The following is a 19,507-nucleotide window of genomic DNA, read 5'->3' on the forward strand; positions in this document are numbered from 1 at the left end:
ATGGAGCCGGCCCAATCGCCGCACTTCGAGCGAGGCCGAGCACACGAGAGCATGGCATCCGTTTTTCCGCGCTGGAGCAACACCGCTTTCCGACTCGCCATCGCCGCCGTCTTCCTCGGCGGCGCGGCGGCCGTGTCAGCGCCGATGATCTACGTGCGCTCGGACTGGAACACCGGGCGCCATCTGCCCGTGCAGCAGCCCGTGCAGTTCGATCACAGGCACCACGTGCAGGACGACGCCATCGAGTGCCGGTTCTGCCATTACACGGTCGGGCGGGCGGCCACGGCGGGCATGCCGGCGACAGCGGACTGCATGGGCTGTCACAGCCAGATCTGGAATCAGAGCCCCAAGCTCGAGCTCGTCCGGAACAGCTATTTCTCGGACACGCCGATCGTCTGGAACCGCGTCAACGACGTCCCCGACTTCGTCTATTTCAACCACGCGATCCACGTGAACAAGGGCGTCGGCTGCGTGACGTGCCACGGCCGCGTGGATCAGATGCCCGAGGTCCGCCAGGTGACGCCGATGACGATGGGCTGGTGCCTCGAGTGCCACAGGGCGCCGGAGCGCCACCTCCGCCCGCTCTCCGCGATCACGGACATGGACTGGGACCCGGGCCCCGACGCGGAGCGGATCGGCCGGCAGATCGCGCAGCAGCTCGGCGTGAGGCACCTCGTCCACTGCTCGGCTTGCCACAGGTGAGCGCGCGGGCGCGAACGGAGCGACACACGGGGGATCATCGAGGAGCGACCAGGACACCTACGAGAGCGCGAGAGGACGAGGGGCCATGAGCGGCCGGCAGCGGAGCGCCGTCAGGGCGGCGGCGCGGATCCAACGATGACCTGAAGAGGGACGATGGCTGATCAGAAACAGTTCCCGTGGAGCGCCGCGCTCGACGGCAAGACGGGTAAAGCGTACTGGCGCAGCCTCGCGGAGCTCCTCGAGTCACCCGAGCTCATCGAGGCCGCGGCGCGGGAGCTCCCGGCGAGCGCGGGCGATCCGACCGCGATGAGCCGGCGGCGCTGGCTCGAGCTCCTCGGCGCGGGCATGGCGCTCGCCGGCGTGTCCGGGTGCAGATCGAGGGCCGGGGACAACATCGTCCCTTACGTGACGACGCCGCCCGAGGTGACGCCGGGCGTGCTCCGGTATTACGCCACCAGCCTGGATCTCGACGGGTTCGCGACGGGCATCCTCGTCGAGAGCCACGAGGGGCGGCCGACGAAGGTCGAGGGCAATCCGCAGCACCCGGCGAGCCTCGGCTCGACCGGCGTCTACGAGCAAGCGTCGGTGCTCGGCCTCTACGATCAGCACCGCGCGCGCGCGGCGCGCCGCGGCGCGGCCCCGGCGACGTGGCGCGCGTTCGTCCAGCAGTTCGAGGGCGCCCGGAGCGATCGCGGCGCCGGGCTCCGGTTCGTCCTTCGGCCCACCGGCTCTCCGCTCCTCCTCGACCTCATCGGCCGCGTCCAGGCGCGCCATCCGGAGGCCCGGTTCACGTTCCACGCGCCCGCTCGGTCGGCGCACCCGGCGCGCGGGGCCGAGCTCGCCTTCGGCGCTCCGCTCCAGGCGCAGTACGACTTCCGGACAGCCGACGTCATCCTCGCGCTCGACGCCGACTTCCTCGCCTCGATGCCGTTCAGCGTGCGGTATGCGCGCCAGTTCGCGGAGCGCAGGCGCATCGGCTCGCCGACAGGCACCATGAACCGGCTCTATGTGATCGAGCCCGGGCTGACGCCGACGGGGAGCATGGCCGATCACCGCCTGCGCAAGCGGCCGAGCGACGTGCCGGCGATCGCCGCGGCGATCGCGGCCGAGCTGCTCCTGACCGAGGGCGCTCGCCCGGGGCTCATCCCTCCCCAGGCGATCGGCGCGCTCGATCCGCTCCGGGCGCGGGTCAGCGAGGCGGAGAGGCGCTTTGCCCGGGCGGTGGCGCGCGACCTCGCGCGCGGGGGCGCGGCGAGCGTCGTCGTCGCGGGGGAGCGGCAGCCTCCCGGGGTGCACGCGCTCGCGCACCTCATGAACGCGGCGCTCCGTAACGACCGCGCGGCGTGGACCACCGCGGGGACCTTGATCACGGCAGGCGCCGCCGAGCAGGACCTCACGGCGCTCGCCGAGGAGCTCCGCCGCGGCGCCGTCGATACCCTCGTGCTCCTCGAGAGCAACGTGGTTTACACGGCGCCCGCGGATCTCGAGCTCGCGGCGCGGCTCCCCTCCGTCCCGAGCCGGGTCTACCTCGGGCTCTACGAGGACGAGAGCGCCGCGGGCTGCGACTGGTTCGTGCCCGCCGCGCACGATCTCGAGGCCTGGGGAGACGCGCGCGCGTACGACGGCACGAGCTCGCTGATCCAGCCGCTCATCGAGCCCCTCTTCCAGGGCAGGACCGCCGCCGAGGTGCTCGCGGTGTTCGCGGGCGAGACGCAGAAGAGCGCGCGCGACCTCCTGCGCGACGCCTGGGCCGCGCGCCGGGGCGGCGCCGATTTCGATGGATTCTGGGAGGACGCGCTCCGGCTCGGGCTCGTCGAGGGCACCGCGGCCCCGCGCGAGGACGCCAAGCTGCGGCTCGACGGGGTGACCGCGGCGCTCGCGCAGCTCGTGGCGGCGGCCCCGCCGAAGGCGGACGCCATCGAGGTCGCCTTCTCGGCCGACGCGAGCGTCTATGACGGCCGGTTCGCCAACAACCCGTGGCTCCTCGAGCTGCCCGATCCCATGACCAAGCTCACCTGGGACAACGCCGCGCTGCTCAGCCCGGCCACGGCGAAGGCGCTCGGCCTGGAGAGCGAGGATGTGGTCGATCTCGAGCTCGGCGGCCGGACGATGTCGATACCGGTCCTCGTCGCGCCGGGGCACGCCGACGGCACGGTGTCGCTCGCGCTCGGTTACGGGCGCAGCGGCGCCGAGTCGATCGCCGCGGGGGTGGGGTCCAACGCGTACCGGCTCCGCACCTCGGCCGCGCCCTTCTTCGCGGCAGGCGTCTCGGTGACGAAGCGGCCGGACCAGAAGCACAAGCTCGCCCTGACGCAGAGGCACTGGAGCCTGGAGGGGCGCCCCATAGCGCTCTCGGTCCCGCTCGCCGTCTACCGCGAGCGCCCCGACTTCACGGAGGCGCTCAAGGGGCCGCAGCCCTCCCTCATGCCCCCGACGCCTCCCCCCGGGGCGCCGAAGGACCAATGGGCCATGACGATCGATCTCACGATCTGCACCGGCTGCAGCGCGTGCGTCACCGCGTGCCAGGCCGAGAACAACGTCGTCGTGGTGGGCAAGGAGGAGGTCCTGAACAGCCGCGAGATGCACTGGCTCCGCATCGACACGTACGTGTCCGACGACCCGCGAGACCCGAGCAACCCGGCCGTCGTCCACCAGCCCATGCTGTGCCAGCACTGCGAGAAGGCGCCCTGCGAGTACGTGTGTCCCGTGAACGCGACGACGCACAGCCCCGACGGGCTCAACGAGATGACGTACAACCGCTGCGTCGGGACGCGGTTCTGCTCGAACAACTGCCCGTACAAGGTCCGCCGCTTCAACTGGTTCGATTACGGCGAGCTCCGCGCGTACAACACGGGGCTCACGAAGCTCCAGCGCAACCCCGACGTGACGGTGCGGGAGCGCGGCGTCATGGAGAAGTGCACCTATTGCGTCCAGCGGATCCGCCGGGCGGAGATCGCCGCGCGGGTGGAAGACCGCGCGATCCGCCCCGGGGAAGTCGTCACCGCGTGCCAGCAGGCCTGTCCGACACAGGCGATCCAGTTCGGCTCCCTCGCGCACGGAGAGACAGCGATGGTCGCGTGGCGGGGCGAGCCGCGGAGCTACGCGGTGCTCCACGACCAGGGCACCCGGCCGAGGACCATGTACCTCGCGCGCGTCGACAACAAGAACCCGGAGCTCGACGAGCCGTGACGGAGCCCCTCATCCTCGGCCGGCCAACCGACGAGGAGCTCTCCGAAGAGCTCCTGTCGGTCGTCTGGAAGCCGCGGTCCAGGCTGTGGTGGGCGGCGTTCGCCCTCACCGGCGCCGGGACGGTCGTGCTCGCGCTCGCCGTCCTCTACACCGTCACCACCGGCATCGGTGTCTGGGGAAACAACATCCCGGTGGGCTGGGCGTTCGGGATCATCAACTTCGTGTTCTGGATCGGCATCGGCCACGCGGGGACGTTCATCTCCGCGATCCTGCTCCTCCTCGAGCAGCGCTGGCGCACGAGCATCAACCGGTTCGCCGAGGCGATGACCCTCTTCGCCGTCATCCAGGCGGGCCTCTTTCCGCTCCTGCACCTCGGCCGGCCGTGGTTCGCCTACTGGCTCGTCCCCTACCCCGCGACCCTGCGGGTATGGCCCCAGTTCAAGAGCGCGCTGCCGTGGGACGCCGCGGCCGTGTTCACGTACTTCACGGTCTCTCTCGTCTTCTGGTACATCGGGCTCGTCCCCGACTTCGCGGCCCTCCGCGACCGGGCCCCGAGCCGCTTCCGCCGGATCGTCTACGGCGTCCTGTCGCTCGGCTGGCGCGGCTCCGCTGCCACCTTTCGTCATTACCGGCTCCTCTACGGGTTGCTCGCCGGGCTCGCGACGCCGCTCGTGCTCTCGGTGCACTCGATCGTGAGCACCGATTTCGCGATGGCGCTCGTCCCGGGCTGGCACTCGACCATCTTCCCCCCGTTCTTCGTCGCCGGGGCCATCTTCTCCGGGTTCGCGATGGTGCTGACGCTGCTCATCCCGGCGCGCCGCATCTTCCACCTGGGGAACGTCGTCACCCAGCGGCACATCGACAACCTGAGCAAGCTGGCGCTCGTCACCGCCTGGATCGTCATCTACTCGTACATCATCGAGCTGTTCGCCGCCTGGTACAGCGGATCGGAATACGAGATCTACCAGTTCTTCGTCGCGCGCCCCGCCGGGCCGAACGCCGCGATCTTCTGGGCGCAGATGATCTGCAACGTGCTCGTCCCCCAGCTGCTCTGGTTCCCGCGGGTCCGGAGGAACATGCCCTTGCTCTGGATCATCTCGATCCTCCTGAACGTCGGGATGTGGTCCGAGCGGTTCGTGATCATCGTCATGGGGCTGCAGCGCGAGTTCATCCCGTCGGCGTGGCACGCCTACCACCCGACGTACGTCGATATCTCGATGTTCATCGGGACGATCTGCTTCTTCCTGCTGCTCGTCCTGATCTTCCTCCGCCTCTTCCCGTTCATCCCCGTGGCCGAGGTCAAGGAGCTGAACCACGAGCTCAGCCACAAGGAGGATCACTGAGATGAGGAGAGGACTGCTCGCCGAGTTCGAGACGCCCGAGGCGATGCTCCGGGCGATCGCGGAGCTCAGGAGCCGGGGATACCGGCGGCTCGACGCGTTCACGCCGTACCCGATCCACGGCATCGACGAGGCGCTCGGGCTCCGGCGCTCGCCGCTCAACTGGATCATCCTGCCCTTCGCGCTCGCGGGCACCGCGGGCGGCTACCTCGTCCAGTGGTTTTGCAATGCGTTCGACTATCCGCTCATCGTGGGCGGGCGGCCCGCGCACGCGGCCCTGGCCTTCATACCGATCACCTTCGAGATGATGGTGCTCTCGGCCGCCCTCACCGGGTTCGTCGTGCTGCTCGTCCTCGCCAGGCTGCCCGAGCTCTGGCACCCGGTGTTCGACGTCCCCGGGTTCGAGCGCGCCTCCATCGATCGGTTCTGGGTCGGCATCGACGCCCGCGATCCGGCGCTCATCAGCCCCCTCACCGAGCGAGATCTCACCGATCTCGGCGCCGTCACCGTGGCCTGGGCCGGAAAGGAGCGCTCATGACGCGCGGACGGCTCCTCTCGCTCTCCTGCCTGGCCGCGGCGCTCTGCCTCTCGTGCACGCCGGTGACCACGGCCGACGCCGAGCCCGGCGACGCTGATCTGCTGGATCTCGAGCGCATGCTCAGGCAGCGGCGCTTCGCGCCCTACCAGCCGACAGACCTCTTCGACGACGGCTCGGTCATGCGCCACCCGCCGGCGGGCGCCGTGCCGAACGACCGCGTGACCGGCGATCCCGGGCTCACCCAAGGGTTCACGGGAGAAACGTACGTGGCGCGCATCCCGGTCCCGGTGACCATCGAGCTGCTCCAGTACGGGAAGGAGCGCTTCGAGATCCACTGCGCCGCCTGCCACGGTATCGCCGGAGACGGCGAGTCGGAGGTCGCGCGCACCATGACGCTGCGGCGCCCGCCGTCCCTCGTCGACCCGCGCGTGCAGGCGTTCCCGCCCGGCCGCATCTACCGGGTCATCGTCGAGGGCTACGGCCTCATGCGCTCGTACGAGGCGCAGGTCCCGCTGATGGAACGCTGGGCGATCGTGGCCTATGTGAAGGCACTCGGGAAGAGCCGCGCCACCGCGCTCGACGCGCTCCCCCCGCCCCTCCGCGAGCGCGCCCGGAAGGAGCTCCAGTGAACCGGCGATTCCCCATCTTCCGGGGCGGCCGCGCGATCGTGTCGAGGTCCCTCGGCCTCGCGCTCCTCGGCGCCCTGTTCCTCGTCATCGGCGCGTTCGTCGACCGGGAGCGGCTCTTCTACGCCTACCTCGCGGCCTACGCCTTCGCCGTGACCACGGCGGTCGGGGCGCTCCTGTTTCTCATGATCTGCCACGCCATGGCCGCGACATGGCCGGTGGCCGTCCGCCGCCTCGCAGAGGCGATCGTCGGGACGCTGCCGCTCCTCTGCGCGCTGTTCGTCCCGCTCCTGTTCGGCCTCGGCGCGCTCTACGGGGAGTGGCTCCGCCCCGAGTCGATCCCCGACGAGCACGTCCGATCCGTCGTGCTCCACAAGACGCCTTACCTGAACCTCCCCTTCTTCCTCGTGAGGACGGGGATCTACTTCACGGTGTGGCTCGTCTTCGGCGCCCTGCTCCGGCGCGGCTCGATCCAGGGCGACGCGACCCCGGAGCTCGCGGACAGCCGGCGTCTCCGCGTGATCAGCGTCGCCGGCCTCCCGCCCGTCGCGCTCACGCTCTCGTTCGCGGCCTTCGACTGGCTCATGTCCCTCGCGCCGACGTGGGTGTCGACGATGTTCCCCGTCTACGTGTTCGCCGGCGGCTTCGTCGCGGCGATCGCGCTGCTCACGGTGCTCGCGTTCGCCGCCGAGCGCGCCGGGCTCCTGCCCGGGCTGAACGCGTCGCATTACTACGCGCTCGGCCGGCTCCTCCTCGCGTTCACCATCTTCTGGGCCTACGCCGCGTTCTTCCAGCTCCTGCTGATATGGATCGCGAACAGGCCCGAAGAGGTGGAGTTCTACGTCCTCCGCTCCCACGGCCCGTGGGCGGTCGTGTCCCTCATCCTCGTGCTCACGCGGTTCGTGATCCCCTTTCTGATCCTGCTCAACTACAGGATCAAGCGGCGCCCGGCCTGGCTGTCGGCCGTCGCCGCCTGGATCTTCGTCGCGCATTACCTCGACATGCACTGGCTCGTCGCGCCCGAGGCGCCCGGCGCTCGCGCGCCGTTCCACTGGCTCGACGCGGCCGCGCTCCTCGCCGTGGTCGGCTCGTGCGTCGCGTTCACCGTGCTGCGGGTGCGCGGCAAGCCGCTCGTCCCCGTCAACGACCCGGCGCTGCCGGCCGCCTTCCGCTACGAGAGCGTATGACGTCCAACTATCGCCGCCCCGACGTGCACCAGGAAGAGGATGTCGTCCAGTGGAAGACGATCCTCGCCGTCGCGTTCGCCGTCGTCGTGATCTTCATCGTCCTGGGCCTCTGGGCCTGGATGCTCATGCGCGGGCGCGAGGCGGAGCTCCGCCCCGCGGGGAAGAGCGCCGAGCGTGCCAGTGAGATCTCCCTGCCGCGAGGCGAGATGGCCGGGGTGGATCAGCGCATCTTCCGGCGCGAGGAGATGGGCGAAGAGGGCGTCGGCACGGCGCTGAACCGCCGGAAGCGCGAGGAGCTCGGCCGCTTCGGCTGGGTCGACCAGAGCCGCGGGCTCGCGCAGATCCCGATCGAGGACGCGATGAATCTCGTCGTGGAGGAGAGCCGCTGATGAGGATGCAACACCTGTCCACGGCGGCGTTCCTCGCGCTCGTGCTCGCGCGCGCGCCGGTCGCGGCCGCCGCCGATCCGCCGTCGCTCCCGCCCGCCGCGCGCGAGGCCGACATCGAGGAGCGCCTCGGGAACGCCATCGACACGGCGCTCCCCTTCACCGACATGGACGGGCGGCGCGCCCCGCTCGCCGAGCACTTCGACGGGCGGCGGCCGGTCCTCCTGGTCCTCGCCTATTACCGCTGCCCGACGCTCTGCGGCCTCGTGCTGCGCGGCCTGGTCGCCGGCATGGCGAAGCTCGACTACCGGCTGGGCGAGGACTACCGCGCGCTCACGGTGAGCTTCGATCCGCGAGACACCCCGGCCACGGCGGCGCGGAAGAGGACAGCCGCGCTGTCGGCCCTCGGCCTGGCCGGCGCGCCGACGCCGGAGACCTGGCCCTTCCTGACCGGCGCGCTGCCCGAGATCCGCGCGCTCGCCGGCGATCTCGGCTTCCGGTTCGCGTACGACCCCCAGACGGAGCAGTACGCGCACCCCGCCGCCGTCTTCGTCCTCACGCCGCAGGGCCGCATCTCACGGATCCTCTATGGCATCGAGTTCTCCCCCCTCGATCTCCGCCTCTCGCTCCTCGAGGCGAGCCGGGGGCAGATAGGCACCCCGCTCGAGCGCGTGCTCATGACGTGTTATCGCTACGACCCCGCGAGCCGCCGGTACGGCCCTTATGTGGCCGGCTTCCTGAGGCTCGGCGGGGCCGCCATCCTGGCCTGGGTCGCCGCGGTTGTCGCCTTCTTCGGCTGGCAAGGGCGGCGGCGCAGGAGACTGGAGCGCGCGCGATGAACGAGCTGTTGCGCCAGCTGCTCTTCTTGCCCGAGCAGCGCTCCTCGCTGGCCCGCGAGATCGACGGGCTGCACTACTTCGTCATCCTGGTGACGATGGGCGGCGCCGCCCTCATCACGCTCATCGGCGGGTATTTCCTGATCCGCTATCGCCGGCGGCTCCAGGACACGCCGCGGCCGCACCCCGGGGCGTTCGCGCGGCCGGCTCTCTTCCTCGAGACGGTGTCGCTCTTCGCGCTGGGCTTCCTCTTCCTCACGTTCTGGACCATCGGCACGCGCCAGTTCGCCGACCTGCGCACGGCGCCGGACGACGCGCTCGACGTCTATGTCACGGGGAAGCAGTGGATGTGGAAGTTCGGTTATCCGGGGGGAGACAGCGAGATCTCGGTGCTCTACGTCCCCGCGCACAGGCCGGTCCGGCTCATCATGACGTCGCGCGACGTCATCCACAGCTTCTACGTGCCCGCGTTCCGCATCAAGCAGGACGTCATCCCTGGCCGGTACACCACGGCCTGGTTCGAGGCGAACCAGCCCGGCGCTTACCCCATCCTCTGCACGGAGTTCTGCGGCACGAGCCACTCCGAGATGCGCGGCCAGGTGATCGCGCTCGACCCGGTCGACTACGAGCGCTGGCTCGCGGGCGGCCTGGCGAGCGCCCCGGCGTTCGCGCAGGAGGCCGCCGCCGAGGCGGAGAACGAGCTCGCCGAGGCGGAGCCGACGATGCCGAGCCGCGGCGAGCGCGCCGCCGCGAAGCACGGCTGCCTCCGCTGCCACACCCTCGACGGAACACCGCACGTCGGCCCGAGCTGGGCCGGTCTCTACCGCGCCGTCGTACCGCTCGAGTCCGGCGGCGAGCGCATCGCCGACGAGGCCTACATCACGGAGTCGATCATGGATCCGCTCGCCGCGCTGCACCGCGGGTTCCCGCCGGTCATGCCGTCCTATCTCGGACAGATCGCGCCGCCCGACGTCGCCGCGATCATCGAGCTCATGAAATCGATCCGCGACGTCCCTCACGGCCCCGACGTCCCGTGGGACGGCGGCGTCCCCGGGAGCAGCGTCACGCCGGAGGGGGTAGCGCCATGATGGCCCACGAGATCGAGGGGACAGCGCCCGTCCACGGCGCGCACGAGGTCGATTATCTCCGCGCCGGCGCGGGCGTGCGATCGTGGCTGCTCACGACCGATCACAAGCGCATCGGGCTCATGTTCTACGTGCTCGTGGTGCTGATGCTCCTGCTCGGCGGCGCCTTCGCGCTGGTCCTCCGGACCGAGCTCCTGACCCCCGGGCCCACCGTGATCAGCGCGGCGGTCTACAACCGCATGTTCACGCTCCACGGCGTGGTCATGGTCTGGCTCTTCATGATCCCGTCGATCCCGAACATCTTCGGGAACTTCGTCCTCCCGCTCATGATCGGCGCCAAGGATCTCGCCTTCCCGCGCCTCAACCTGGCGAGCCTCTACGTCTACGCGATCGGCGCCGTCGTCACGCTGGCGGCGACGATCGCCGGGGGCGCCGACACCGGCTGGACGTTCTACCCGCCGTACAGCACGACGACGCCCGCGGGCGTCCTTCCGGTCGTGATCGGCATCTTCATCCTCGGCGCCTCGTCGATCATGACGGCGGTGAACTTCATCGCCACGACCCACACGATGCGCGCCCGCGGGATCAGCTGGGGACGCGTGCCGCTCTTCGTGTGGGCCATCTACAGCACGAGCATCATCATGCTGCTCGCGACGCCCGTCCTCGGCCTGACGATCCTGCTCGTCGGGCTGGACCACGTCTACCATTTCGGCGTCTTCGATCCGACGCTCGGCGGCGATCCCGTGCTGTTCCAGCACCTGTTCTGGTTCTACTCCCACCCTGCCGTCTACATCATGGTGCTCCCGGCGCTCGGGGTCGTCAGCGAGGTGGTCTGCACCTTCGCGCAGCGGCAGCCGGCGTCCTACTGGGCGATCGCCCTCTCGTCGTTCGGCATCGCGTTGATCGGGTTCGCGGGGTGGGGGCACCACATGTTCGTGGCCGGGATGAGCGAGCTCGACGCCGGGATCTTCGGCGCGTTCTCGATGTTCATCGCGATCTTCTCCGCCATCAAGGTCTTCACCTGGGTGGCGACGCTGCACAGGGGGGCCATCCAGTTCAACACCCCGATGCTCTATTTCTTCTGGTTCCTGTTCCTCTTCGTCTTCGGCGGCATGACGGGCGTCGCCGTGGCCACGCAGTCGCTCGACGTCCACTGGCACGACACCTATTTCGTCGTCGCCCACTTCCATTTCATCATGGTGGGCGGCACGCTCACCGCGTTCCTCGCGGCGGCGCACTACTGGTTCCCCAAGATGTTCGGCCGCGCCTACTCGGAGCCGATGGGGCTGCTCACGTCGTTCGGGGTGTTCCTTGGGTTCATCCTGACGTTCCTCCCCCAGTTCCTGGCGGGCAACGCCGGGATGCCGCGCCGCTATTACAGCTATCCGGCGCAGTACCAGTGGCTGAACGTCCTCTCGACGGGCGGGGCCTACCTGCTCGCGGGCGCGCTCGCGCTCGCGCTGGTCAACCTCCTCGTCGCCCTGCGCTGGGGGCCGCGCGCCACCGCCAATCCATGGAGGTCCCGGAGCTACGAGTGGATGACGCCGCCCATCCCGCCGGAGCACAACTTCCCCGTGACGCCGGTCGTCGATCGCGGCCCGTACGATTACCACCTGACCGAAGAGGAAGCCCATGCCCGAGTCTCAACCGCCCGCTGAGCAGCTCGCGCCGGCGCGGCTCGCCATGCAGTTCGAGGATCTCGAGAAGCAGACCCACGCCGCGCATTTCGGCATGTGGATCTTCCTCGCCAGCGAGGTCCTGCTCTTCGCCGGGCTCTTCGCCCTCTACGCCTCCTACCGCGCGGTGTTCGGCCACGAGTTCAGCGCCGGCGTCGCGCACAACAACGCCGTCATCGGGACCGCGAACACAGCGATCCTCCTGACGAGCAGCCTGCTCGTCGCGCTGAGCGTCTACGCCGTGCGCCTCGACCGGCCCACGATGGCCGGCCGCCTCCTGCTCGGCGCCATCGCGCTCGGCCTCGCCTTCCTCGTGCTGAAGGGCGTCGAGTACACCCAGCACTTCCACGAGGGGATCTTCCCCGGCTCGGCCTACCGCTTCGAGGAGCTCCCGCAGGCCGGCGCGAAGATGTTCTTCACCCTCTATTTCCTGACGACCGGGCTCCACGCGATCCACGTCACGGCGGGGCTCGTGGTCCTCGGCTGGCTCACGTGGGGCTGCTTCCGGCGCCGGTACGGCGCGGGCAACGACACGCACATCGAGCTCGGCGGCCTCTACTGGCACCTGGTCGACGTGATCTGGATATTCCTCTGGCCGATGCTCTACCTGATGCACTGATGCATCGCTAACGGCACGTTGCGCCCATGACCGTCAAGCACCTCTCCTCGCGGACCTACGTGATCGTCTGGCTCCTCCTGATGGGGCTGACGCTGGCGTCGTACCTCCTCTCGCTGGCCCACCTCGGCGAGGCCGACGTCGTCGCGGCGCTGCTCATCGCCACGGTGAAGACGCTGCTCGTGCTGCTCTTCTTCATGCACCTCATCGAGCAGCGCTTCACGAACGCCCTCCCGATGATCGTGGCGGCGCTCCTCGTCGGCCTGATGCTCACGCTGATGCTCAGCGACGTGACGAACCGCCAGGCGATCTTGCAGCGGCCGATCCCGCTGCCCCGGCCGCCGGCGGCCACGCCCCGATGACGGCCGCGCCCCGGTGATCCGTCCGCCGCGCGTCGCGACGGCCGCGCGGCGCCGTCGCGCGTCGCGATGGCCGCGCGGCCGAGCTCGTCGGGGCGACGCAGGAGCTCGGCTGTCGACGGAGGGCGCGCGACGCCGATCTCACCGCATCTGCCGCCGCTCACGTGGGCTATCCGCCGGCCCGGTTCGGGCCTACAAACACGTGCTCTCGATGCCGCGCGACGGCCCTGCGGAAGGGTGTCTGCGCCTCCGGCATTGAACGTTCCCAGGAGCGACCATGAACAGGTGGATTGGGCGGGCCGCTGTCCTGTGCGACCTCGCCGCGGCCGCGTGCACGCCCGGCCCGGCGGACGCGCCATGGCTCGCGGAGGGGGACGGGTCTCTGGCGCTGGACTGGGCGGCGGCCTCTCCGACGGCGTTCCGCGGCGCCCCCGGGAACGTCGACCCGAGCGCGCCGTGCTCCGCGCGGGTCCTCTTCACGGAGGCCTTCGCCGACAAGGCGACCCGGTGGAGCCTCGCGGCGGGGTGGGAGATCGGGCCTGCGAGGGCGTCGAGCGACCAGCGCGCGGGGTTCCCCGATCCGGCGAGCGATCACACCGGGGCCGGCGACGACGGCGTGGCGGGCGTGGTCCTCGGCGGCAGCCCGAGCGTCACCGCGCCGCACCCGCAGCGTTACCTGACCAGCCCCGCCGTCGACGCGCTCGTGAGCGGGCGAGTCACGCTGTCGTTCTGGCGATGGCTGAACACGACCTACCGCAACAAGGCCCGCGTCGAGGTCTTCGACGGATCGCGCTGGCGGATCGTCTACGAGTCTCCGCACGACGATGTCACCGAGTCCGGATGGAAGCGCGTCACCTACGATCTGACGCCCTACAAGAGCTCGAGCCTGCGGGTGCGGTTCGGCTACAGCGCCGTCATCGCCTTCGGCGGCGCGCCCATGTCGGGCTGGAACATCGACGACGTGCAGATCAGCGCCTGCCGCTGAATCGGCTCATGGCCCGAGCACGAGAGCGCTCGCGGGCTCCCGCGAGCGCTGCAGCGACACACATCCAGGGCGTCATTTTCCTCTCCTGCTGACAGATCTCGCTCCCGTGTCCGCCATGGCTCGCCCTGGCACCTCGCTTGCTCAACCCAGCCCTGAAGCGCGCGAGGACGTAACCCTGCGCCAACCTGTGCCAAAGAAAGGACCCGTCGAACCATGTCCATCCAGAAGAAGCGAAAGGTGCTGAAGGCGCCGTTCATCGTGACCGTCGCCGCGGCGGCCTCGCTCGCGGGCGCGGTGGCCTTGCCGGGGTGCGATCCCACGGTGACGAGCGGCAGCTGCCCCGAGTCGGCGCCGGCGGTCGGCTCGGCCTGCGAGGGGGACGACGTCTCGTGCGGCTACGGCGATGACGGGTGCGGCCGCCCCATCGACTTCACGTGTTCGGGCGGGGTGTGGGAGCAGGACCCCATAGCGACCTGCAACCCACCGCCCCCGCCGGAGTGCCCCGTGGAGGTGCCGGAGGCCGGCAGCGCCTGCGAGGAGCCCGGGAAGACCTGTAACTATGACGCCACCAGTTGCCCCTCGGTGGTGACGTGCGGCGACGACGGCACGTGGTCCGAGCCGATCTCGCCGGCCTGCAACCCGCCGCCGCCGGAGTGCCCGGTGGAGATGCCGAAGGCCGGAAGCGCCTGCGCGGAGCCCGGGAAGACCTGTAACTATGACGCCACCAGTTGCCCTGCGCTGGTGAGCTGCGGTGACGACGGCACGTGGTCCGAGCCGATCTCACCGGCCTGCAACCCGCCGGCGCCGGTGTGTCCCGAGGTGATGCCGACCGACGGGGATCCCTGCGTGGCGGCGAGCGGGCCCTGCCCCTACGAGATGATGACCGGCTGCGGCCCGATGCCGACCGAGGCCGTGTGCGTTCAGCAAAAGGACACCTGGAGCTGGCAGGTAGCCGAGATCTTCTGCAACCCGCCGCCCCCCGAGGTCTGTCTCAACGCCGCCACCGAGGACGCTTGCGAAAACCTCGGGCCAGCGTGTCGCTGGCTCACGCCAGGCTGCGGCGACGCCTCGACGACCCCCGTGCTGGCCAAGGCGGGCTGCTTCCCGAGCCAGGGTTGCGAGGTCGACGCGGCGTGTCCGGGCGGGACGCTCTGCCAGGAGCTCGTCATCAACCCCTGTTACAAGCAGGCCTGTGACGCGTGCGGCTCGACCACAAAGGTGTGCGCGCCGCCTGGCGGGCGCCCGAGCGCGTCGCCGTGAGCTCGTCCGGGGGCGGCGAGCGCCCGTCTCCCGTCTTGCCGCCCCCGGACTCCCCGCCTACCGTGATCCCATGACGGACGCCTCCGACGCAGAGCAGGACAGCGACGCTGACGCGGAGGCGCCGCGCGGGCAGCGCGCCCCCCTCCCTCCCGCGAGCGACGCGGTGCGCGCCGAGTGGGGGCGGCGCGTCGAGGCCGAGTACCGCTCGGCGGCGATCACCCAGCACCTCACGCTCTGGCTGATCCAGATGGGCGCGTCGCCGGATCTCATCGACGACGGCCTCCGCATCGTCAAGGACGAGCTCGCGCACGCGCGCCTCAGCCATCGCGTCCACGCCCGCGCGGGCGGCGGCGCCTTGCCGGCGCTCCGCCGCGAGACGCTCGGGCTCAGGAGCAGCGGAGACGAGCCGCTCGAGATGGCCGTCGCCCGGGCGGGCGTGGAGGTGTTCTGCCTGGGGGAGACGGTCGCGGTCCCGCTCTTCAAGGTGCTCCGCGAGGGGTGCACCGTGCCTGTCGCGCGCCGGGCGCTCGACCGCATCCTGCGCGACGAGGTGCGGCACCGCGACTTCGGCTGGACGCTGCTCCGTTACCTGCTCGAGCAGCCGTGCGCGCCGGCGGTGCGGCAGCTGGTCGAGCGCGAGCTCCACGCCATGTTCACGCGGCTTCGCAGGAGCTATATGCCCGCTGGCGGCGCGAGGCGCGCGGCGATCTCCGACGAAGACCGCGCCTGGGGCCTTATGCCGCCCGCGCGGTACGGCGAGATCCTGGAGCGCGCCGTGGAGCGGGACTACGCGCCTCGCTTCGGCGAGCACGGCCTCGATGCGACCGCCGCGTGGCGCGCGGCGACAGCGCCCGACAGGTCCGCCGCGCCCCCCTGAGCCCGACGCCTCCCAGCCGCCGCGGCGCCGCACGACGGCCGCGCCCCCTGCGCCTGACCCCGCCAGCCCTCGCGCACAGCGCCGCCGGCCTGGAGCCTGCGCGGACGCGCCGTCACGCCATCACGCGGATCACCCGCCGTTCCGGCAGGCTCGCCCGCCTCTGCTCCCATTCGCCGCGCGCCGCCGACTCGAGGATGCGGCGCAGGAGCAGCGCTGGCGCGTCCGCCTCGACATGGTGCTCGCGGAGGGCCCCCTGTTCGGCGCAGGTGAGCTCCGCGCTCTCCAGGAGGAGCCGGTCCTGCCGCAGGATCGCCGGCTCTTCCTGGCGAAAGCGCGCGCGCGCCCCGAAGGGCAATGCCCTCGCGATCATCCACTCCAGGCGGCACCGATCGGGCGCGGTCGGGACGAAGTGCAGGACGATCCGGCGCGAGGGCCCTCCCAGCGAGCGCACCTCGACGCGGTCGGGGAGCTTGAACGAGAGCAGCGTCTGCACCGACTGCTGCCCGGGCGCGCGGCCGTCCTCGTCGACCGGCCCGCGTAGCGTCATCCCATCGAGCGTCGGCCGCAGCTCGAGGAGCTCCTCGCGCAGGCCGCGAAAGAGCGCCGTGTAGAACTGCCAGTGGGTCCACGGGTGCGCAAACGCTGGATGACACCAGTCGAGGTTGTTCTCCAGGCCTTTGATGGAGGAGCACCCGAGCTCCACCGAGCCCTGATCCCAGCGGTGCGCCGCAAAGCCGTCGATGCTCGGCGCGGGCGGCGGCGCTCCGCCGTGGCCCTCGCCGAGCCAGACCCACACATACCCGTCCTGCTCCGCGCACGGGAACGCCGGGACACCGCACCTCTCGGGGATGCGCCTGTCCCCCGCGAGCGACGGGATGTGCACGCACTCGCCGCCGCCGCCGTACCTCCAGCCGTGGTATCCGCACGCCAGCTCTCCCCGGGTCACGCGCCCGAGAGACAGCTTGACGCCGCGGTGGCAGCAGCGATCCGCGAGCGCGCGGGGACGGCGGCCGTCTCCTCGAAATACAACGATGTCCCGATCGAGGACCCGGACCGCGCGGGGGGCATCCTCGAGCTGCGAGGACGCACAGGCAACATACCAGTACTCCCTGAGGAACATGACCTCACCTCCAGCAAACATTCACGAATGTATGTAAATCGACCTGAAAAAAACGCCCTCAGCGCCGGAGCCCGCGCAGGAACGTCGCGACCATGCGGCGCACGACGGCCCTGGACTCCAGCGCCGTCGGGTCCATGAGGTGCAGCGCGGTCGCTCCGTGCACGAGGCTGACGGCCGCGAGGGCCGCGGCCCTCGGGTCGGTGGCGCGGTCGATCTGGCCGGCCGCGATGCCCTTTCGCACGAGGTCGGCGACCATGTCGACGAGCCGGCGCGCGTTCGCGATCTTCTGCTGAAACCCCGGTTCCAGCTCGGGCGTGAGCTCGGTCTTGAACAGCGTGATCGAGAGGACCGCGCGGTACTCTGGATCTTCCTCGAGGTACTCGAGCGATCGCGTGAGCAGGCGCTCGATCGACTCGAGCGGCGCGTACCTGGGCGAGAGCGCCTCGGCGAAGACCTCGTTCGCCTTGGCGAAGCGCTCGCCGATCAGCGCCGAGTAGAGCTCCACCTTGCCCTTGAAGTGCCAGTAGACCGCGCCCCGCGTCAGCCCGGCTTCCGCCGCGACGTCCTGCAGCGTCGCCGCCGAGTACCCCTTGCGGCTGAAGACGCGCAGCGCCGCGTCGAGGATCTGCTCGCGGGTCGCCGCTGCTTCCTCCTTCGTCCGTCGCACCCACTTCATATACATTCTCGAATGTATGTTAGCAAGCCCGATCGCACCTGGTCGCCTGCAGGCGCGCGGGGTGGGGTCGCCGTCGGGACGGGCAGGGCGATCGGACGGAGAGGACGCGAGATCAGGTCGTGAAGGCGCCGGGCTCGGGCTCAGGTCGTGAAGACGCCGAACTCGGGGCTGTAGATGACGACGCCTCGGGCGCGCTCCAACGCCCCCTGCGCGAGCTCGATCGCCATGAACGCCTCGTCCGCCGCGTACTCGTTGCCGAGGCCGCACAGGCTGGCCTTCTTGAACCCGAACCGAGCGTAGTACTCCGGCGATCCGAGGACGACGGCGAACGCGAAGCCGGCGTCCCTGCACGCCGCGATCCCCCGTCGCGCCAGCGCAGAGCCGATGCCGCGGCCCGCAAGCCCAGGCGAGACCGCGAGCGGCGCGAGGCCGACGCCTTTGCCGGGGACGCCGTCGCCGGCGATCGTCACGGGGCTGAACAGGACATGTCCGACGATGCCCGTGTCCGTCACCGCGACCAGCGAGACGGCCGCGCGCCCCGCGTCCCGCAGCCTGTCCACGAGATCCGCCTCGAGCGCCGAGGGAAACGCCGCGAGGTGAACGGCGCGGATCCCCGCTTCATCGCCCGCGCGCTCCGGCCTGACGTCCATCATCGACGCACCCCGCCGGGCCGACGCCCCTCCGCCGATCGGCCTGCGCGAGGGGCAGCGTCCGGCGCGATCCCCCGCCCGCGAGCCGCGTCAAGCGCCAGAGAGGACGCGGCCATGACAGACCATGTCCCACCGGATCGACGCCTCGACAACGCCCCTTCCTCTCCAGTTCTCCACAGGCCTTCTCCACAGGACATCCCCTGGACAACAGCTGGATTCTGTCGATTACCTTCGCCGCGCGCGCCTCTTCTCGTCATGGCCATTGGCACAGCCTAGCGGAACGCCGCGCGCGGCAGGGCGACCGAGTGGACCGGCGCCCGACGACACACGCAAATACACGTAAATACAACGATTTTTGCGACCACGCGCGCCGCCGTCCGCCCCTGACGGGTTGGGACAATGTCCGTCCGATCGATCCCTTTCCCGACGGGTCGAAGATGACTATCCATGGTAGACATCAAGAACGCGGCGCGACGGCGTGTCTCTCGCACGAGCGTGTAAATGGCGCGCCGGAATGCTTCGTTTTGGAGGAGACTTCATGGAAAAGATCTCGCTCACGTACTTTGTCGACTTCGTTCTCAAGGCCGGGACGCCCAAGCTGACGGGCGTCAGGGAGTTCAAGGAGCGGAAGGACGAGCTCCACACGGACTTTTACAGGCAGGTGCGAGAGGCGATCGTCGACATGCACAGGAGCGGAAAGCCCACCAGCGTGCTCGACGGCTTCCTCGCCGCGCAGCACGACGAGCGGCGCCGCCGCATCTATCCGTCGGTGGTGAACGGTTATCGCAAGTTCCTCGCCTCGACGAGGATGACGTGGTTCGAGCCGCCGGCGTCGACGTACCGCCTCGGCGATCTCGAGATCAACGTCAACCCGGAGCTCGGGCTCGTCATCGATGGGACGCCGCATGTCATCAAGATGTATTTCCGCGGGGAGCCCCTGTCGTCCAAGCGCGTCTCGGTCGTGCTGAACCTGCTCATGAACGGGCTCGCGGAGAGCACGCCGGGCGGCGCCTTCGCGGTGCTCGACGTGCGGAACGCCAAGATTCACACCTTCAAGGTGCCGAACCCGCGGCTCAGCCTGCTTCTCCGCGGCGAGGCGGCCTCTTTCGCCACCATCTATACCGGGCTGTGATCGCGGCGCCGCGGGGCGAGGCGGCGCCCCGCAGACATCACACCACGTCGTCTCCCGGCGTCCACCGAGCCCACGACGCCCACCGCGATACCGGCGTTGCCGCCCCGCGCGCCCCCCGCCGCTCATCCCGGCGTGGGGCGCGCGGCGCGCGCGCCCCACCTGGAGCAGGACGCGCACCAGGTGGACGCGGGAGCCGAAAGGTCGATGTCACGACGACGACGCCGTGACGCCATGACGCGACGACGCGACGTCGCGGCGACGTGATGA

Annotated in this window: 19 protein-coding genes; 16 read left to right on the top strand and 3 right to left on the bottom strand. The window is 70.3% G+C overall.

From position 1 onward, the window contains the following. The first annotated feature begins 51 nt into the window (after window positions 1–51). The 15 genes from WMF45_RS25230 to WMF45_RS25300 all read left to right on the top strand — a co-directional run bounded on the left by WMF45_RS25230 (window position 52) and on the right by WMF45_RS25300 (window position 15,662). Complete coding sequence (locus tag WMF45_RS25230) at window positions 52–702, top strand: cytochrome c3 family protein (protein ID WP_437719372.1); 651 nt, start codon at window positions 52–54, stop codon at window positions 700–702. 153 nt (window positions 703–855) lie between these two features. Next, entirely contained in the window at window positions 856–3,891 is a 3,036-nt protein-coding gene (locus WMF45_RS25235; protein WP_437719373.1) for a TAT-variant-translocated molybdopterin oxidoreductase, read from the top strand. Next, window positions 3,888–5,234: an NrfD/PsrC family molybdoenzyme membrane anchor subunit gene (gene nrfD / locus WMF45_RS25240; protein ID WP_437719374.1), complete on the top strand. Its 1,347-nt coding sequence runs from the start codon at window positions 3,888–3,890 to the stop codon at window positions 5,232–5,234. The genes WMF45_RS25235 and nrfD overlap by 4 nt, the downstream gene beginning before the upstream one ends. A gap of 1 nt (window position 5,235) precedes the next feature. Further along, a complete protein-coding gene (locus WMF45_RS25245) occupies window positions 5,236–5,769 on the top strand; it encodes a DUF3341 domain-containing protein (RefSeq protein WP_437719375.1) in 534 nt (177 codons plus the stop codon). After that, window positions 5,766–6,398 (top strand): c-type cytochrome, encoded by a 633-nt coding sequence (locus WMF45_RS25250; protein WP_437719376.1) that lies wholly within the window; start codon window positions 5,766–5,768, stop codon window positions 6,396–6,398. The genes WMF45_RS25245 and WMF45_RS25250 overlap by 4 nt, the downstream gene beginning before the upstream one ends. After that, window positions 6,395–7,582 (top strand): hypothetical protein, encoded by a 1,188-nt coding sequence (locus tag WMF45_RS25255; RefSeq protein WP_437719377.1) that lies wholly within the window; start codon window positions 6,395–6,397, stop codon window positions 7,580–7,582. The genes WMF45_RS25250 and WMF45_RS25255 overlap by 4 nt, the downstream gene beginning before the upstream one ends. Continuing rightward, the gene (locus tag WMF45_RS25260; RefSeq protein ID WP_437719378.1) at window positions 7,579–7,971 is read left to right on the top strand and encodes a hypothetical protein; all 393 of its coding nucleotides are present in this window, start codon (window positions 7,579–7,581) and stop codon (window positions 7,969–7,971) included. Before WMF45_RS25255 ends, WMF45_RS25260 begins: the two co-directional genes overlap by 4 nt. Next, window positions 7,971–8,807 carry an SCO family protein gene (locus WMF45_RS25265; protein WP_437719379.1) on the top strand — a complete coding sequence of 279 codons (837 nt, stop codon included), beginning with the start codon at window positions 7,971–7,973 and terminating at the stop codon, window positions 8,805–8,807. The genes WMF45_RS25260 and WMF45_RS25265 overlap by 1 nt, the downstream gene beginning before the upstream one ends. Beyond that, entirely contained in the window at window positions 8,804–9,892 is a 1,089-nt protein-coding gene (gene coxB / locus WMF45_RS25270) for a cytochrome c oxidase subunit II (RefSeq protein ID WP_437719380.1), read from the top strand. The genes WMF45_RS25265 and coxB overlap by 4 nt, the downstream gene beginning before the upstream one ends. Continuing rightward, window positions 9,889–11,547, top strand: a complete 1,659-nt coding sequence (locus WMF45_RS25275) for a cytochrome c oxidase subunit I (RefSeq protein WP_437719381.1) — start codon at window positions 9,889–9,891, stop codon at window positions 11,545–11,547. Before coxB ends, WMF45_RS25275 begins: the two co-directional genes overlap by 4 nt. Beyond that, a complete protein-coding gene (locus tag WMF45_RS25280; protein WP_012237157.1) occupies window positions 11,522–12,184 on the top strand; it encodes a cytochrome c oxidase subunit 3 in 663 nt (220 codons plus the stop codon). The genes WMF45_RS25275 and WMF45_RS25280 overlap by 26 nt, the downstream gene beginning before the upstream one ends. Before the next feature lie 26 nt (window positions 12,185–12,210). Continuing rightward, a complete protein-coding gene (locus WMF45_RS25285; protein WP_437719382.1) occupies window positions 12,211–12,543 on the top strand; it encodes a cytochrome C oxidase subunit IV family protein in 333 nt (110 codons plus the stop codon). Window positions 12,544–12,817: 274 nt separating this feature from the next. Beyond that, complete coding sequence (locus WMF45_RS25290) at window positions 12,818–13,525, top strand: hypothetical protein (RefSeq protein WP_437719383.1); 708 nt, start codon at window positions 12,818–12,820, stop codon at window positions 13,523–13,525. A 213-nt stretch (window positions 13,526–13,738) separates the two neighbouring features. After that, complete coding sequence (locus WMF45_RS25295; RefSeq protein WP_437719384.1) at window positions 13,739–14,785, top strand: hypothetical protein; 1,047 nt, start codon at window positions 13,739–13,741, stop codon at window positions 14,783–14,785. A gap of 70 nt (window positions 14,786–14,855) precedes the next feature. Beyond that, window positions 14,856–15,662, top strand: a complete 807-nt coding sequence (locus WMF45_RS25300; protein WP_437719385.1) for a ferritin-like domain-containing protein — start codon at window positions 14,856–14,858, stop codon at window positions 15,660–15,662. Between the two features lie 112 nt (window positions 15,663–15,774). Here WMF45_RS25300 and WMF45_RS25305 read toward each other — a convergent pair whose 3' ends face one another. The 3 genes from WMF45_RS25305 to WMF45_RS25315 form a co-directional block, all read right to left on the bottom strand. Continuing rightward, window positions 15,775–16,782, bottom strand: coding sequence for a Rieske 2Fe-2S domain-containing protein (locus WMF45_RS25305; RefSeq protein ID WP_437719386.1), 1,008 nt, complete (start codon window positions 16,780–16,782; stop codon window positions 15,775–15,777). 58 nt (window positions 16,783–16,840) lie between these two features. After that, a complete protein-coding gene (locus WMF45_RS25310) occupies window positions 16,841–17,458 on the bottom strand; it encodes a TetR family transcriptional regulator (RefSeq protein WP_437719387.1) in 618 nt (205 codons plus the stop codon). A 140-nt stretch (window positions 17,459–17,598) separates the two neighbouring features. After that, window positions 17,599–18,111 carry a GNAT family N-acetyltransferase gene (locus tag WMF45_RS25315; RefSeq protein WP_437719388.1) on the bottom strand — a complete coding sequence of 171 codons (513 nt, stop codon included), beginning with the start codon at window positions 18,109–18,111 and terminating at the stop codon, window positions 17,599–17,601. Window positions 18,112–18,646: 535 nt separating this feature from the next. Between WMF45_RS25315 and WMF45_RS25320 the strand changes: the two genes are divergently transcribed. Then, a complete protein-coding gene (locus WMF45_RS25320) occupies window positions 18,647–19,240 on the top strand; it encodes a hypothetical protein (RefSeq protein ID WP_012237163.1) in 594 nt (197 codons plus the stop codon). The last annotated feature ends 267 nt before the right edge of the window (window positions 19,241–19,507 follow it).

The sequence above is a fragment of the Sorangium sp. So ce448 genome (assembly GCF_051520915.1).
In the GTDB taxonomy this organism is placed as follows: Bacteria; Myxococcota_A; Polyangia; order Polyangiales; family Polyangiaceae; genus Sorangium; species Sorangium cellulosum_B.

What these genes read in the sequence shown, in the direction of transcription:
- WMF45_RS25230 (WP_437719372.1), top strand. Translation starts at nt 52, where the DNA reads ATGGCATCCGTTTTTCCGCGCTGGAGCAACACCGCTTTCCGACTCGCC.
- WMF45_RS25235 (WP_437719373.1), top strand. Translation starts at nt 856, where the DNA reads ATGGCTGATCAGAAACAGTTCCCGTGGAGCGCCGCGCTCGACGGCAAG.
- WMF45_RS25245 (WP_437719375.1), top strand. Translation starts at nt 5,236, where the DNA reads ATGAGGAGAGGACTGCTCGCCGAGTTCGAGACGCCCGAGGCGATGCTC.
- WMF45_RS25250 (WP_437719376.1), top strand. Translation starts at nt 5,766, where the DNA reads ATGACGCGCGGACGGCTCCTCTCGCTCTCCTGCCTGGCCGCGGCGCTC.
- WMF45_RS25260 (WP_437719378.1), top strand. Translation starts at nt 7,579, where the DNA reads ATGACGTCCAACTATCGCCGCCCCGACGTGCACCAGGAAGAGGATGTC.
- WMF45_RS25265 (WP_437719379.1), top strand. Translation starts at nt 7,971, where the DNA reads ATGAGGATGCAACACCTGTCCACGGCGGCGTTCCTCGCGCTCGTGCTC.
- coxB (WP_437719380.1), top strand. Translation starts at nt 8,804, where the DNA reads ATGAACGAGCTGTTGCGCCAGCTGCTCTTCTTGCCCGAGCAGCGCTCC.
- WMF45_RS25275 (WP_437719381.1), top strand. Translation starts at nt 9,889, where the DNA reads ATGATGGCCCACGAGATCGAGGGGACAGCGCCCGTCCACGGCGCGCAC.
- WMF45_RS25280 (WP_012237157.1), top strand. Translation starts at nt 11,522, where the DNA reads ATGCCCGAGTCTCAACCGCCCGCTGAGCAGCTCGCGCCGGCGCGGCTC.
- WMF45_RS25285 (WP_437719382.1), top strand. Translation starts at nt 12,211, where the DNA reads ATGACCGTCAAGCACCTCTCCTCGCGGACCTACGTGATCGTCTGGCTC.
- WMF45_RS25290 (WP_437719383.1), top strand. Translation starts at nt 12,818, where the DNA reads ATGAACAGGTGGATTGGGCGGGCCGCTGTCCTGTGCGACCTCGCCGCG.
- WMF45_RS25295 (WP_437719384.1), top strand. Translation starts at nt 13,739, where the DNA reads ATGTCCATCCAGAAGAAGCGAAAGGTGCTGAAGGCGCCGTTCATCGTG.
- WMF45_RS25300 (WP_437719385.1), top strand. Translation starts at nt 14,856, where the DNA reads ATGACGGACGCCTCCGACGCAGAGCAGGACAGCGACGCTGACGCGGAG.
- WMF45_RS25305 (WP_437719386.1), bottom strand. Translation starts at nt 16,782, where the DNA reads ATGTTCCTCAGGGAGTACTGGTATGTTGCCTGTGCGTCCTCGCAGCTC.
- WMF45_RS25310 (WP_437719387.1), bottom strand. Translation starts at nt 17,458, where the DNA reads ATGAAGTGGGTGCGACGGACGAAGGAGGAAGCAGCGGCGACCCGCGAG.
- WMF45_RS25315 (WP_437719388.1), bottom strand. Translation starts at nt 18,111, where the DNA reads ATGATGGACGTCAGGCCGGAGCGCGCGGGCGATGAAGCGGGGATCCGC.
- WMF45_RS25320 (WP_012237163.1), top strand. Translation starts at nt 18,647, where the DNA reads ATGGAAAAGATCTCGCTCACGTACTTTGTCGACTTCGTTCTCAAGGCC.